The organism is Flavobacterium sp. GW821-FHT12A05, from assembly GCF_058807735.1.
In genome coordinates this window covers 38,037-54,113 of sequence record NZ_JBXAQY010000002.1, presented here as the reverse complement: position 1 = coordinate 54,113, position 16,077 = coordinate 38,037, and the positions used below count along the sequence as shown (strand labels likewise).

Below are 16,077 nucleotides of genomic sequence, written 5' to 3'. Positions count from 1 at the left end.
AACGTTGTAGTGTTTACAACTTTTTTTTATTCGGTTATAAATTAACAGTTTGAGTTTTGTTGTTTTTTACGGAATAGGCTTTTAAAGGAGAAAAATAGGGAAGAATGAAACCTGAGGTATTGAATTTAATTACGTTCCACATAATTTTTTGTTAATACTATGGCTGATAGTTGTATTATGTAATTGAATTGTTATTTTTGTTCGTTTTATATAAAAGAAATAAGAGTTAATTATTTAGTTTTTCAGAATAACTTTTGAAAAGAAATAATAGCTTATTAAATTTTACATACAGATATTTACATCCAAAAATTAAATTTAAAATAATGTTATTAAAAAAATTACAGCTAAAAACGATTGATTATAAGTTAGTCTTAACAATGTGTTTTTTACTTTTTTTCAACTCAATAGTTTCAGCTCAGGAAGTTATTAAGGATGTTGTAGCTGAGAAACCGGTTGAAGCTCCACGCGGAAAACAAAAAATTGACGGTATCATCGCTACAGTTGGAGATTATATTGTTTTAGATTCTGATATTGATAAAGGATACCTGGAGATTGCAAGTCAAGGTGGTAATATAAAAGATATTACAAGATGCCAGATGCTTGGAAAACTTTTAGAAGATAAACTTTATGCGCATCAGGCTATTCAGGATAGTATTATTGTGAGCGACGCCGAAGTTAGAAGTATGATGGATGAGCGTTTGAATTATATGATTCAGCAAGTTGGAGACATTAATAAAGTAGTTGAGTACTATAAAAAGAGTTCTGTGGAGGAATTTAAAACATACTTTGCCGACATCTTGAAAGAGCAAAAATTAGCCTCAGAAATGAGAGATAAGATTGTTAAGGATGTGGAAATTACTCCAGAGGAAGTTCGTAATTTCTTTAAAAAAATCCCTAAAGACGAATTGCCGACTTTTGGAGCTGAAATGGAAGTAGCACAAATTGTGGTTGATCCGGCAGTTTCTAAAGAAGATAAGCAAAAAGTAATAGATAGATTAAATGCGATTAGAAAAGACGTTTTAGAAGGTTCTAGTTTTGCAACAAAAGCCGTTTTGTATTCACAAGATCCTGGATCTTCGCCTAACGGAGGTTATTACAAAATGACACGTAAAACGCCTTTCGTAAAAGAATTTAAAGACGTTGCGTTTAGTTTACAAGAAGGTGAAATTTCGGCACCATTTGAAACTACTTTTGGATTTCATATCATTATGGTTGATAAAATAAAAGGACAAGAAGTAGAATTACGTCATATATTAATAGCTCCAACAGTTTCTGAAAGCGCTTTAAAAGAAGCAAAAGAAAGAATCGCAAACATCAGAGCTAAAATTATAAACAAAGAGATTTCTTTTGCAGAAGCTGCAAGAACAGAATCTGATGAAAAAGAAACAAGAGCAAACGGAGGAACATTAGTAAACCCAAATACTCAGGATACTCGTTTTGAGTTAACTAAAATGGATCCAACTTTATACAGCCAGGTTTCCAATTTAAAAGACGATGAGATTTCGCAGCCGCTTTTAAATGTAGACGATAAAGGAAAGAAAACCTATAAATTAATTACTGTAACAAACAGAATTGATGAACATACAGCAGATTACGCCAAAGATTATACTAAAATTAAAGAGCTGGCGTTAAAAGAAAAACAAATCAATGCAATTGCAAAATGGTTTGATACTAAGATTAAAGATACTTACATCAAAATTATTGGAGAATACAGAGATTGTACGTTTGCTAACAATTGGTTGAAAAAATAATTTTTATTAAATAAAGAAAAAGAGTTAGTTTTATGAGTTCATTTAACTAACTCTTTTTAATTTTAAATATACTCATAAATGTCTGACGTAACAGCAATTCACAACTTAGTTCAGAAACGTAACGAATTAAAAAACGAAATAGCCAAAATCATTGTAGGGCAGGATGCCGTAATTGACCAAATTTTACTTTGTATATTTTCTGGAGGCCACGCACTTTTAATTGGTGTTCCCGGTCTGGCAAAAACATTAATGATCAATACTTTGTCTCAGGCTTTAGGATTAGATTTTAAAAGAATTCAGTTTACGCCGGATTTAATGCCTTCGGATATTTTAGGAAGTGAAATTTTAGACGAAAGCAGACATTTTAAATTTATAAAAGGACCAATTTTCTCTAATATCGTTTTGGCCGATGAGATTAACAGAACACCGCCAAAAACGCAGGCTGCTTTACTTGAAGCAATGCAGGAACGTTCCGTTACAATTGCCGGGCAGAATTACAAGTTAGATTTACCTTATTTTGTATTGGCAACACAAAACCCAATTGAGCAGGAAGGAACATATCCTTTACCAGAAGCGCAATTAGACCGTTTTATGTTCGCTATTAAATTAGAATATCCAACTTTTGAAGAAGAGGTAAAAGTAGTAAAACAGACAACATCTGATAATAAAGTTGAAATCAGACCTTTATTTACTGCACAGGAAATTATAGATTTTCAGCATTTAATCCGCAGAATTCCTGTGGCTGATAATGTTATTGAATATGCCGTAACTTTAGTAAGTAAAACTCGTCCAGACAACGCTTTAACAAATGATTTTGTAAAAAACTATCTGGATTGGGGAGCTGGCCCAAGAGCTTCACAAAATTTAATTTTGGCAGCAAAAGCACACGCTGCTTTTAACGGTAAATTTTCGCCGGATATTGAAGATGTAAAAGCTGTTGCAACCGGAATTTTACGTCACAGAATTATTAAAAATTATAAAGCTGATGCCGAAGGAATAACAGAAGAAATTATCATTCAGAAGCTGATGTAAGTTTTAAAAAATATATTATGAAAAGCTCGATGATTTTATCATCGGGCTTTTTTTATGCGGAAATGAATAAAAATAATTGTGATTTAGAGTTTGATGTGAAATTCCAAAAACAGCGGCAAAAAATCGCAACTATAACGTTATAAATTATTATTTAGAAGGATTCTTAGTGAAAATAGATGTAAAATCTCACTTACTTCGTAACATTAAATTTCGACTTTGTTAATGAAAAGATTTTAAAATATCAATAATTCATTATTTTAATATAAAATTGATATATTGGCAAAAACAAGCAGTGAAAATCGTTTTTTAACAATAATAATTTTTGAAAAGGCGACTTCTATTATATTTTTTTTAATTATCGGCTTTAATGCGTAAATTTGCGTAAAAAAATAAATCTGCCTTAATTATGAACATTTATAAGGATTATATTCAAGAAATTGAAGAAAGAAAAAATCAAGGACTTCACCCAAAGCCAATTGATACCGCTGAATTATTAAGCGAAATTATTGCACAAATTAAAGATTTAAATAACGAGTATCGCGAAGATTCTCTTAAGTTTTTTATTTACAATACTTTACCAGGGACTACAAGTGCAGCTGGTGAAAAAGCTAAGTTTTTAAAAGAGATCATTCTTGGTCAATCTGTAGTAAAAGAAATCACTCCGGCTTTTGCTTTTGAGTTATTGTCTCACATGAAAGGCGGACCTTCTATTGAGGTATTACTTGATTTAGCTCTAGGAAATGATGTATCTATTGCAAAAGAAGCAGCTAAAGTTCTTAAAACACAAGTTTTCCTTTACGAAGCTGATACAGATCGTTTAATAGAAGCATTTAAAAATGAAAATGCAGTTGCTAAAGAAATTTTAGAAAGTTATGCACAAGCTGAGTTTTTTACAAAACTTCCAGATGTTGCTGACGAAGTTAAAGTAGTTACTTTTATTGCTGGTGAAGGAGATATTTCTACAGATTTACTTTCTCCGGGTAACCAGGCTCACTCACGTTCAGACCGTGAACTTCATGGTCAATGTATGATTACGCCTCAGGCACAGCAAGAAATTAGAGCACTTCAGGCACAACATCCTGATAAAAGTGTGATGTTAATTGCAGAGAAAGGAACTATGGGAGTAGGATCTTCAAGAATGTCAGGTGTAAATAACGTGGCACTTTGGACAGGTAAACAAGCAAGCCCATATATTCCATTCGTTAATATCGCTCCAATCGTTGCAGGAACAAATGGTATTTCTCCAATTTTCCTAACAACTGTAGATGTTACAGGTGGTATTGGATTAGATCTTAAAAACTGGGTTAAAAAAACAGATTCAGAAGGAAACGTTGTTCGTAATGAAAACGACGAACCAATATTAGAGCAAACGTATTCTGTTGAAACAGGTACGGTGCTTACAATCAATATTAAAGAGAAAAAACTTTACAATGGCGACCAGGAGCTAATCGATATTTCTAAGGCATTTACTCCTCAGAAATTAGAGTTTATTAAAGCTGGTGGATCTTACGCAATTGTATTTGGTAAAAAACTTCAAACATTGGCTGCAAAAGTACTAGGTGTTGAAGCTCCTCTTGTATTTGCTCCATCAAAAGAAATTTCACACGAAGGACAAGGTCTTACTGCTGTAGAAAAAATCTTCAACAAAAATGCAGTAGGAATCGCTCCGGGTAAAGTATTACACGCAGGTTCTGATGTTCGTGTAGAAGTTAATATCGTAGGTTCACAAGATACAACTGGTCTTATGACGGCTCAGGAGTTAGAATCTATGGCTGCTACAGTAATTTCGCCAATCGTTGACGGTGCTTACCAATCAGGTTGTCATACTGCTTCGGTTTGGGACAAAAAAGCACAGGCTAACATTCCTAAATTGATGAAATTTATGAATGATTTCGGTTTAATCACGGCTCGTGACCCGAAAGGCGTTTATCATGCCATGACAGACGTAATCCACAAAGTACTTAACGATATCACTATTGATGAGTGGGCTATTATTATTGGTGGTGACTCTCATACAAGAATGTCAAAAGGAGTTGCTTTTGGTGCTGACTCAGGAACAGTTGCTCTTGCATTGGCTACTGGTGAGGCTTCAATGCCAATTCCGGAATCAGTAAAAGTAACTTTCAAAGGAGATATGAAAGGGTATATGGACTTCCGTGATGTGGTTCATGCTACACAAGCGCAAATGCTTCACCAATTTGGAGGAGAAAACGTATTCCAAGGTAGAATTATTGAGGTTCATATTGGAACTCTTACTGCTGACCAGGCATTTACGTTTACAGACTGGACTGCAGAAATGAAAGCAAAAGCTTCTATCTGTATTTCTGAAGACGATACTTTAATCGAATCATTGGAAATTGCTAAAGGCAGAATCCAAATCATGATTGACAAAGGAATGGATAACGATAAACACGTTCTTCAAGGATTAATCAACAAAGCAGATAAGAGAATTGCAGAGATTAAATCAGCTGAAAAACCAGCTTTAACTCCAGATTCAAACGCTAAATATTACGCTGAAGTTGTGGTTGATTTGGATCAAATTTCTGAGCCAATGATTGCTGATCCAGACGTAAACAATATTGACGTTTCTAAACGTTATACTCACGATACAATCAGACCTCTTTCTTTCTACGGAGGAGTTAAAAAAGTAGATCTTGGGTTTATTGGATCTTGTATGGTTCACAAAGGAGATATGAAAATTTTAGCTCAAATGCTAAAAAATATCGAAGAGCAAAAAGGTAAAGTAGAATTCTTGGCACCGCTTGTTGTAGCGCCTCCGACTTATAATATCGTAGACGAACTTAAAGCTGAAGGTGACTGGGAAGTATTGCAAAAATACTCTGGTTTCGAATTCGACGATAACGCTCCAAAAGGTGCAGCACGTACAGAATACGAAAACATGTTGTATTTAGAGCGTCCTGGATGTAACCTTTGTATGGGTAACCAGGAAAAAGCAGCAAAAGGAGATACTGTAATGGCAACTTCAACTCGTCTTTTCCAAGGCAGGGTTGTAGAAGATGCTGATGGTAAAAAAGGAGAATCATTGCTTTCTTCTACTCCAGTTGTAGTTTTATCTACAATTTTAGGTAGAACTCCAACATTAGACGAGTATACAACTGCTGTAGACGGTATCAACTTAACTAAGTTTGCGCCATCTAATAAACAGTTAGTTATGTAATAAATATAGGATTAGTTATAATCATTATATATAGAAAGCCCGAGCGATAAACTCGGGCTTTTTCTTTTCTAGCTCTTCTATTTTTTGTAACTTGTCATGTTCAAAATAGAATAAAAAAACAAAAACAATTATATACTTATGGCTTTTGATATTGAAATGATTAAAAAAGTGTATGAGAACATGCCAGGTCGTGTTGATAAAGCACGCGAAATTGTTGGTCGTCCACTTACATTAACAGAGAAAATTTTGTACAATCACCTTTGGGACGGAAATCCAACAAAGGCGTTTGGAAGAGGAGTAGATTATGTTGACTTTGCACCAGATCGTGTAGCGTGTCAGGATGCAACAGCTCAAATGGCATTATTGCAATTTATGCATGCCGGTAAATCTAAAGTAGCAGTTCCTACAACAGTACACTGCGATCACCTGATTCAGGCAAAAGTAAATGCTGCAACCGATTTGGCCAGAGCAAAAACACAAAGTAATGAAGTTTTTGATTTCCTATCATCAGTTTCCAATAAATACGGAATTGGTTTCTGGAAACCCGGAGCAGGAATTATACACCAGGTAGTACTTGAAAATTACGCTTTTCCCGGCGGAATGATGATTGGTACCGATTCTCACACTGTAAATGCAGGTGGTTTAGGAATGGTAGCAATTGGTGTTGGTGGAGCCGATGCCGTAGACGTTATGTCTGGTATGGCTTGGGAGCTTAAATTTCCTAAACTTATTGGAGTAAAACTAACGGGTAAATTATCAGGATGGACAGCTCCAAAAGACGTTATCCTTAAAGTTGCCGGTATTCTTACTGTAAAAGGAGGTACTGGTGCAATCGTTGAATATTTTGGAGAAGGTGCTACTTCTATGTCATGTACAGGAAAAGGTACTATTTGTAATATGGGTGCCGAAATTGGAGCAACAACTTCTACTTTTGGTTATGATGCTTCTATGGGGCGTTACCTTCGTTCTACAAACAGAGCCGATGTTGCCGATGCAGCCGATAAAATTGCACCATATTTAACGGGAGATCCAGAAGTGTATGCAGATCCTGAGAAATATTTTGATCAGGTTATCGAAATTAACTTATCTGAATTAGAACCGCATTTAAACGGTCCTTTTACACCGGATTTAGCTACTCCAATTTCTAAAATGAAAGAAGAAGCAATCAAAAACAACTGGCCGTTACAAATTCAGGTTGGTTTAATAGGTTCTTGTACCAACTCATCTTACGAAGATATTTCTCGTGCCGCTTCTTTAGCAAGACAAGTTGCAGCTAAAAATTTAAAAACAAAAGCGGAGTTTACCATTACTCCAGGGTCTGAAGTAGTTCGTTCAACTATTGAAAGAGACGGATTTATCGATACTTTTAATAAAATTGGAGCAACCGTTTTTGCTAACGCCTGCGGACCATGTATTGGTATGTGGGATAGAGAAGGAGCAGAAAAAGAAGAAAGAAATACAATCGTTCACTCTTTCAACCGTAACTTCTCAAAACGTGCAGATGGTAATCCAAACACATTAGCTTTCGTAGGTTCTCCAGAATTGGTAACTGCAATGGCGATCGCTGGTGATTTAGGTTTCAATCCATTAACTGATACATTAATTAACGAAGACGGTGAAGAAGTAAGGCTTGACGCTCCAACAGGAGATGAGCTTCCTGCTAAAGGTTTCTATGCCGAAGATCCAGGATTCCAAGCTCCGGCAGAAGACGGTTCAGGGGTTCAGGTAGTGGTGAGTCCTACATCAGAACGTTTGCAATTATTAGCTCCATTTGACGCTTGGGATGGTAAAAACATTACAGGTGCTAAATTGTTGATCAAAGCATTCGGAAAATGTACAACTGACCACATTTCTATGGCTGGACCATGGCTGCGTTTCCGCGGACATTTAGATAATATTTCGAATAATATGTTAATTGGTGCTGTAAATGCATACAACCAGAAAACAAATTCGGTTAAAAATCAATTAACAGGAGAATACGATGCTGTTCCTGCCGTCGCTCGTGCCTACAAAGCAGCTGGAGTTCCATCTATCGTTGTGGGAGATCACAACTACGGTGAAGGTTCTTCTCGCGAGCATGCTGCTATGGAGCCTCGTTTCTTAGGCGTTAAAGCGGTATTGGTAAAATCTTTTGCCCGTATCCACGAAACAAACCTTAAAAAACAAGGTCTTTTAGGATTGACTTTTGCAAACGAAGCCGATTATGATAAAATTCAGGAAAACGACACGATTAACTTTACTGATTTAACTGAGTTCGCTCCAGGAAAACCATTAACAATAGAGTTCGTTCACGCCGATGGTACAAAAGATGTCATCTTGGCAAATCATACCTATAACGAAGGTCAGATTGGATGGTTCGTTGCGGGTTCTGCTTTAAACTTAATTGCGGCAGGAAAAGCTTAATCTTTAAGATTTAATTATAACTAAAAAACGCGCTGTGAAAACAGGGCGTTTTTTTATTAGAAGCTAATCCAGCTATCCGCTATATCTTTTTATCCGCTGTCGCTGGATAAAAAGGATGCCGCTTCTATCTGGGCTAGGGCACTCATTTTTAAAAGAAAATAATGAGTTAGCTTTGACTAATTTGCTTCTTGAAATAAATTTTTGACTTTCGTAGGTTTCGTAGTTTGAAATTCATTTACATCAATACTGAATACTTTATTGGTTGGTGTTTTAGAGTAATCATTATCAATACGTCCGCCAATAATATATAATTTATTATCACTGTAAAACATCGCCGAATATTTTAATGGAAGTTGAACTTCATATTCTTTCAATTGTTTTAATTTTAGATCATAAACACACATTTTCTGGTTTTCAAAAAAATAAATGGTATTATGATTACAAGTAATTGCGGGATATTCTACGCTGGAAAATAACTCGCCTTCCTTCCGCCATTTTTCTGTAATCAAATCAAAACTTTCGATTTCAGATAAAAGCTTTCCGTTATTTCCGCCAATTAGGTAGATTTTATTATCTACTAGTATTCCATTTGCTTCTTTTGCAACTGGCATATTGGCTAACTCGTACCATAGACCTGATGTGATATTATAAAAATGAACTTTATTAGTAAAATCTTTTTTGCCACTCTCCGTCATTTTTACAGAACCTCCCATTACAATAATGTTATCTTTATAAGTAAACGAGGCAAAATTTGCTGCCTGATGCGGATTAGTGTTGTCTAGTTTAATGGTCTTATTATTAAGATCTAGTACTTCAATTTGATCTTGCAGATATTCAAATTTTCCATTTACAGAAATTTTCTTTCCACCCAATACATAAATTGCATTATCATATAAATGGATATCATGATAAGCTCTTTTTGTAAATTTTATTGGTGAAATTTCCCAGGTATCAGTTTTAATGTCATAGGTAGAAAAATCTCCTTTATAAAATAAAAAAGTCGAATTCTGCCTTAGTTCATCTTGAAGATCTTTTAATGTAGGAGCAGGTTTTTCTGCAGTGACTTTTTTCCATGAATCAGTTTCTCGAGAGCCGTCTCCGCCAATAACATAAATTTTGTTCTCCTTTAAAAAAGCTCCAAAAGAGAAAAGAGGATGTTTTAGAGGAGCTAAAGTATTGAAATTTAATTTTGATTTTAGCTTTAATTGATGATTAGCTCTAATTGTCAATTCAGATAAATTTTCAATTTCATTTGAAAGTAAAACGTTGAATTTTGTTTTTTTTAGATTTTCCAAACTTATTTTTAAGCTGGTAAATCCAATATGGGAGAATTCTAAAATTTCCTCATCTTTAAATTGAGAAAGTAGTTTTAATGAGAATTTACCATCCTGATCAGTAATAGTTCTTACTTTACTGGATAGAGCTAAGACATTGGTGTTTTCAATTGGAAGATTGGTTTGTAAACAAAAAACAGTACCGTTTATATTTTGAGCAAAAGAAAGAACAGGAAGAATTAACAATAGTAATAGTTTTTTCATATTGTTCTCAGGTTTAAAGGTGGTTTTGGTTTAAAAATGCTGTTTTTTCTAAAAAGCATATTTTCAAAGTGTTGATACAAAATTTATGCCGAGCCTGTTAATTTGAGGTAAATTAGTTGTTAAAAAACGTGCAAATTTTACTTTAAAAAGTTAAATTCGCTTTTTAGGCAATATATTTACACTTTTTGAGTTTAAATTAGTGTCTAAACTTAAAAAAGGATTAATAAACTTTAATAGGTAAGTATGGTTTTTAGATTGATTATAGTATTGTTTTTTTTTAGTGTTGGTGTTTTTTCTCAGGAAAAATTTATCAAACACAAGATTTCAAAAGGAGATAACCTTACTGTAATTGCTAAAAAATACGGAGTAAAAGCAAAAGACATTCAAGAAGCGAATCCGGATGCACCTAAAGTTTTAAAATTAAATTCGGTACTTCTAATTCCGAATAAAAATGCAAAATCAGCTCCCAATACAGATCAAGTAGCAGCAAAAAATGCACCACTGCCAAGTTCGCATGAAGTTTCGCAAAAAGAAACACTTTGGGGAATCGCAAAAAAATACAATGTTTCTGTTGATGATCTTAAAAAAGCAAATCCCGCTTTAGAAACAGAAGACTTAAAAATAGGACAACAGTTAAATATTCCTTCTAATAATACTGTTGCACTTTCAACAAATACGGTTAAAACAAACGATGCAAAGCCAGAAATTATTCCGTTAACAGATGTAGAAGTTGTTGTTGAGGTACAGCCAAAAGAAACAAAATATTCGATAGCCAAGAAATACGGAATAACAGTAGCAGAATTAGAACGCCAAAATCCTTTTATCAAAGGAAAACTGGCAGTAGGTTATATATTGAAAATCCGTACTTCGGCAGAAAAAGCAAACCAGATTGTAAAAGATGCTGGAATTGCATCTCAAACTCAAATTGCTGAAAATCCTGCTAAAACTGACGGAGTAAAACCAGAAATTACCCCAACGACAGATGTAGAAGTTGCGGTAGAAGTACAGCCAAAAGAAACAAAATTTGCAATAGCCAAAAAATACGGAATAACGGTAAAAGAATTAGAACGTCAAAATCCATTCATTAAAGGAAAACTCCCAGTTGGGTATGTTTTAAAAATAAAGACAACCAAAGAAAAAGCAGATGCTGCTTCGGGAATAATTTCTCCTCAGTTAAACGAAACAGTAACACAGACACCTTCAACTCAAGTGGCTGAAAATTCGACAATAAAAAAAGATTCTGCTTTTGTTTATACCGGAAATCACTCCGTTTTAGTTGACCAATTGATTGTAAGTGCAACAGATAATATTGGTACACGTTATCGCTCTGGAGGTACTACAAAAGCTGGTTTTGACTGCTCAGGATTAATGTTTTGTACTTTTGGAAATTTTGATATTAAACTGCCTAGAAGCTCAATTGAACAATCACGAATAGGAACAAAAGTAGCTTCTACAGAAGCGCAAAAAGGTGATCTTATTTTCTTTAGAACCAACGGAAGACGTCATATTAATCACGTTGGAATGGTAGTTGAAGCTGCCGATGGAGAAATTAAATTTGTACACTCTTCGACTCATGGAGGTGTTATGATTTCTTCAACAAAAGAACCTTATTATCAAAGAAGTTTTTCGCAGGTAAATCGAATTTTAGAATAGAGAAGTTTATTTAGAAAGCTGTCTTTTTAATTCTTCAATAGGAAATGGTTTGTTCAAAAAACCGGTGACATAACTGCTTTTTTTGATTTCTTCAATCTCATCAGCATCTAAAGTAGAGGATAAAACATAAATCTGAATTTCCTTTTTAATCTCCTCGTTTAGTGTTTCAAACAGTTCTAGAAATTCAAAACCATTCATTGTAGGCATTTGAATATCCAATAAAATAATAATCTCCTTTCGGGTGTTTTTGTTTTTAATAATCCATTGTAAGCCTTCTAGTCCGTTATTCGCAACAAAAACCTGATCGACATTAAGGATTTTTTTCAGCAGTTGTTTTGTCACAAGCTGATCGATCAAGTTGTCTTCGATTAAAACAAATGTAGGGTTAGATTCCATAAGAAGTTGGAATTGTTACAACAAATTTACTTCCAATATTGCTTTCCGAAAACACAGCGATATTGCCCTTAATATTTTCTACAGCTTCTTTTACAATATACAATCCTAATCCAGAACCTTTATTTTTGTTGGTACCAAAATACATTTCAAAAATATAATCTTTACAATCGTCCTTAATTCCAATTCCGTTATCAGTCACCTCAATTTTATTGAAACCATCTGCAATATAAGTTTTGATAGAAATAAACATTTCCTGTTTGCTGTTGTCAGCATATTTAATCGCATTAGAAAGTAAATTGCTGATGATGATTTTAAGGCGTAAACCATCACTTTCAATTTGATCTACCAATAATTCCTGTTTGAAAGTTATTTTATTTGCATTTTCGATATGCATTAATTGCGAAATAGCTTCATTAAATATCTCCTGAAGACTTACAGGTTCCATGATAATCTGTTTTCTTTTATTTTTAGAATAATCAATAATATCACTTATAAACTGATCCTGTCTCGTTAAACTCTGATGCATTAACTTTAAATACTCTTTTATCTGCGTTACATCATCCTCCAACTGTGTAATTTCTATAAGACCTTTTAAAGAAGTTATAGGCGATCGTAAGTCATGAGAAGCACTGTAAACAAAACGATCTAGTTCGTGATTAACCAGAGTTAAGTTTTCGTTTTTAACTTCGATTTCCTTTTTAGAAATAGTTAAACGTTTTACCATAATTGAGTAATACGAGCAAACGCTTAAAACAATTACCAGAATAAAAAAGATGTTCGTTATGGTTAATAATGTTTTTATTTTTCGGGTTCCTTCGCCCAAAGTACTCGAAAAATTACGCTGATTTATGGTAAGCTTATCGCTGATACGGCTTATTTGGAGAATAAATTTTTTCTGATCAGCCTCTGTTAATGAATTATGCTCGATTTTGGCATTAATTTGAGTTCCAATGATAAACAGCTCATTAATTAAATTATCGCCTAATTCCCATTCATGAATTGCCTTTGCGAGAAACGAAACTTTTCTAAAATTTACAAACAGCCAAACCAGATCATCCAAATCGTCTTTATGGTTACGTCCGGTTAAAAAACCTTGTCTTGCTACTGGATTGTCACCCGCTTTTAAAAGTGTTTTTCGTGCGATGCCGTCACCCTGAGGGACTTTTAGTTCTTCATTGTATAATTTCCATTGATTGGGATCTTTGTTGTAGAGATAGGTGATAAGATGTCGTGAAGCATCTTTCTGTCCTTTAGAATAATGCGATTCACCATTAACATAAGCCCTGTTTGCGGATAAAATTTTAATCGTAAAAAAATTAATGCAGATTAATAAGGCGCACGAAATGAATACGATTAGTATAAGGATGAAAACATTTGGCAAACGCAGGTTTTTTATAGAGCGAACCTTATACATAAATTTCATATTAGTAGGTTAATATTAATGTTCTGCCGTATGTCGAGCTGTTTTAATTTTGTTCTTAAAATAATTTTTGAGGCGGATTATTTTAAGTATAAAAAAATAAACAATTGTTAATGAAAATATCTAAATTTTAAGACTAATGTAGTCTTTAACCAAATTTAGTAAAAAATACGAATCTTTTTACAAGAGCGAAGTTTTTTCTTGTAATATTTTTAGTAAAACATAATCTATTGATAATTAGTATTTTGAAATTTTGTTTTTTGTTAAAATTTAATATGCAATCTTTTAGGTCTAATGAATTGAGATTGCTGACCCATGAATATTTTTATTTTTTTTGTTTAATAATGTTAAATAAAAAACTGCAAAAGATATTGCAGTTTAATGAGTTATGAAATTACATGTTGCAAAAAAGCTAATCGTTATTAAATAATAATTGAACGTTTTCCAGTTATCTTATTATTAGAAGAGGTTTCCCATGAAACTCCAGATGCAGGGACAGCTCTTTCGCGACCCCAAGCTCTAATCGCTTCGATTTTCTCTGGTGCTGTTTTACTTAATGGCACAATATTTTTAAAACATTTTTCAAAAAGATTATCATCTACAATATTGTCGCCATGAATTACAGCTTGAATAGCAACATCTCTTACTGCACCTTCAATATCTGAACCAGCGAATCCATCAGAAATTTCAATAAGTTGATTTAATGTTGTTTGCGAAGGCGTCATTAATAAATTACGATTTATGTAAAGATTTATAATATCATTCCTTTCAATTTCTCCAGGTAAGTCAACAAAAAATAATTCATCAAAACGTCCTCGACGTAATAATTCTGGAGGTAATTTACTAACGTCATTAGCTGTAGATACAACAAAAACTTTTGCCATACTTTCTTGAAGCCAAAATAAAAATTGACCGACCATTCTAGTTGAAGTTCCACCATCATTACCTCCAGTTGCACCAGAAAGACCTTTTTCAATTTCATCAATCCATAATATGCAAGGCGCTGCATTATCTGCAGATGCTAATGCCTCTTTTAAACGATTTTCAGATTGCCCTAGATATTGTCCTTGAATAGCGGCAAGATCGAGACGATATAAAGGAAGATTCCAATTAGCGGCTATAAATTTAGCAGATAAAGATTTACCACATCCTGGAACGCCAACTAACAAAACACCTCTAGGCGGTCGCATTTTTCTCGCTTTTAGATCTGCTGTTAAAAGTTGTTTTTGGTTATCCAGCCAATGTTGTAATCCTGTCAAACCTGCAACCGATAAGGTAGAAGAGTCTATTTTTACCTTTTCTAAACCTGATATATCACTAAATAGTTTGTCTTTCGCATTACTTAATTCCTTAATATCTTCTTTGATTAAAGAACCCTTTGCCATTTGAGTTGCTAAAACATTTTCAGCTTCAATTTTAGTCATATTTGCTAAAATAGTTGCGGCCATCTTATAATCTGTTTCATCCCATTCGAGTGGGATTGAACCTTTATAAGGCATAACACATTCTTTAACAACCTCTAACATTTCATCTTCATTAGGAGCATCTAGAGTAATTGTCATTCCTAATCGCTGTAATTGCGGCCAAATAGATTTAGTGGTGATTAAACAGATGCTTCCTCCTCTTTCAATTGCTTGAACAACACAATCATAAAGATGTCTGGAAACTAAGTTATCATCTTCAATATCGCTTACTTCTGTAAAAACAAACGTCAAATTTTGTCTCTGTGAAATATTTTGAACAGCATAGTCCAGACCACCTGCAACTGACCGATCATCATTTACACTTTTTTTTGTTTTTATATCAATAGTTCCGTGAGATAAATTATGAAAGTAAATGGGAATATTTATTTCATCTGCTAATTGTTGAATGACTTCCAGTACTCTTGCTCGCTCTATACTTCTAATTGATATGAAAGGTATTCTAGCTCTAAACATCCGCAAAAGCGAAGTTTTAAATTCTGATTTATGTGCCATTTAGAATATTATTTTTCTGCCAATTGAGGCAGTTGTTTCATTAATATTATCTTTTTTATCTATCTTGATTTCTGTTGAAATCATATTAATTTGAAAAGAGTTTAGTAAGATTTGTATTTTTTCACTTCCCTTTGATGATGTAGAATTACTCTTTTTTAAAGATGTTCTAATTTCAATAACAAAATCTTCAAGATCTTTTTGAAATGTTTTTTTTAAATCTTCAGGAAATCCGCTTATATGTATAAACTGATTTAGCAGAATAAGATTTTGCTTTCCATTTCTTAATGCAATTTCAAAATCATCTTCTGTTTTAAGATTTTGTAATTGAAAAGATCTTTGAAATTTATCCAGCCAACTTTGCTTTCGTTTTTTGTACACTTCTTCGACTTTGGAATAGAACCGATTTGCAGTTCCAGCATCAATCAAAAATGTCCCATTATTTAATTGATCCAGAACTGAATCATCTCCATTTGCGAATTGATTAAGTAAATTTATCCATTCAGAATATGTTGTTGGTCCATTTGTCATTGAGTTTTAATTCTAGGATTAATAAATTGATTTGGAGGTAATATATCCCATTCTGGAAATTTAGCGTTCTCTAATTCAGCTTCTGTTCTACCTTGAAAAAGATTTGGTTTAATACTAATTTCTTTTTTTAATTCTTGCGAGTTATCATCAGTTCTTTCTGAATGATTATCTAAAATTATTTTTGTCATGATTGATTTTTTTG

At 33.5% G+C, this 16,077-nt stretch carries 11 protein-coding genes; 5 read left to right on the top strand and 6 right to left on the bottom strand.

Annotated elements, in window-relative coordinates; translation table 11 throughout:
- Positions 1–323: 323 nt before the first annotated feature.
- The 4 genes from AC1RRQ_RS03640 to AC1RRQ_RS03625 all read left to right on the top strand — a co-directional run bounded on the left by AC1RRQ_RS03640 (position 324) and on the right by AC1RRQ_RS03625 (position 8,364).
- The gene (locus AC1RRQ_RS03640) at positions 324–1,751 is read left to right on the top strand and encodes a peptidylprolyl isomerase (RefSeq protein ID WP_493021538.1); all 1,428 of its coding nucleotides are present in this window, start codon (positions 324–326) and stop codon (positions 1,749–1,751) included.
- 78 nt (positions 1,752–1,829) lie between these two features.
- Positions 1,830–2,783 (top strand): AAA family ATPase, encoded by a 954-nt coding sequence (locus AC1RRQ_RS03635; RefSeq protein WP_493021536.1) that lies wholly within the window; start codon positions 1,830–1,832, stop codon positions 2,781–2,783.
- A 406-nt stretch (positions 2,784–3,189) separates the two neighbouring features.
- The gene (locus tag AC1RRQ_RS03630; protein ID WP_493021535.1) at positions 3,190–5,961 is read left to right on the top strand and encodes a bifunctional aconitate hydratase 2/2-methylisocitrate dehydratase; all 2,772 of its coding nucleotides are present in this window, start codon (positions 3,190–3,192) and stop codon (positions 5,959–5,961) included.
- A 138-nt stretch (positions 5,962–6,099) separates the two neighbouring features.
- Positions 6,100–8,364: an aconitate hydratase gene (locus tag AC1RRQ_RS03625; protein WP_493021534.1), complete on the top strand. Its 2,265-nt coding sequence runs from the start codon at positions 6,100–6,102 to the stop codon at positions 8,362–8,364.
- Between the two features lie 176 nt (positions 8,365–8,540).
- Here AC1RRQ_RS03625 and AC1RRQ_RS03620 read toward each other — a convergent pair whose 3' ends face one another.
- Complete coding sequence (locus AC1RRQ_RS03620) at positions 8,541–9,902, bottom strand: Kelch repeat-containing protein (protein WP_493021533.1); 1,362 nt, start codon at positions 9,900–9,902, stop codon at positions 8,541–8,543.
- Positions 9,903–10,145: 243 nt separating this feature from the next.
- Here AC1RRQ_RS03620 and AC1RRQ_RS03615 point away from each other — a divergent pair, with 243 nt between their 5' ends.
- Positions 10,146–11,555 (top strand): C40 family peptidase, encoded by a 1,410-nt coding sequence (locus AC1RRQ_RS03615; protein WP_493021531.1) that lies wholly within the window; start codon positions 10,146–10,148, stop codon positions 11,553–11,555.
- A gap of 6 nt (positions 11,556–11,561) precedes the next feature.
- Here AC1RRQ_RS03615 and AC1RRQ_RS03610 read toward each other — a convergent pair whose 3' ends face one another.
- The 5 genes from AC1RRQ_RS03610 to AC1RRQ_RS03590 all read right to left on the bottom strand — a co-directional run bounded on the left by AC1RRQ_RS03610 (position 11,562) and on the right by AC1RRQ_RS03590 (position 16,063).
- Positions 11,562–11,951, bottom strand: coding sequence for a response regulator (locus tag AC1RRQ_RS03610; RefSeq protein WP_493021529.1), 390 nt, complete (start codon positions 11,949–11,951; stop codon positions 11,562–11,564).
- Positions 11,941–13,365 (bottom strand): sensor histidine kinase, encoded by a 1,425-nt coding sequence (locus tag AC1RRQ_RS03605; protein WP_493021528.1) that lies wholly within the window; start codon positions 13,363–13,365, stop codon positions 11,941–11,943. The genes AC1RRQ_RS03610 and AC1RRQ_RS03605 overlap by 11 nt, the downstream gene beginning before the upstream one ends.
- A gap of 428 nt (positions 13,366–13,793) precedes the next feature.
- Positions 13,794–15,347, bottom strand: a complete 1,554-nt coding sequence (locus tag AC1RRQ_RS03600) for an AAA family ATPase (protein WP_493021527.1) — start codon at positions 15,345–15,347, stop codon at positions 13,794–13,796.
- Complete coding sequence (locus AC1RRQ_RS03595; protein WP_493021526.1) at positions 15,348–15,875, bottom strand: hypothetical protein; 528 nt, start codon at positions 15,873–15,875, stop codon at positions 15,348–15,350. It abuts the gene before it with no gap.
- Entirely contained in the window at positions 15,872–16,063 is a 192-nt protein-coding gene (locus tag AC1RRQ_RS03590) for a hypothetical protein (RefSeq protein ID WP_493021525.1), read from the bottom strand. The genes AC1RRQ_RS03595 and AC1RRQ_RS03590 overlap by 4 nt, the downstream gene beginning before the upstream one ends.
- Positions 16,064–16,077 lie beyond the last annotated feature (14 nt).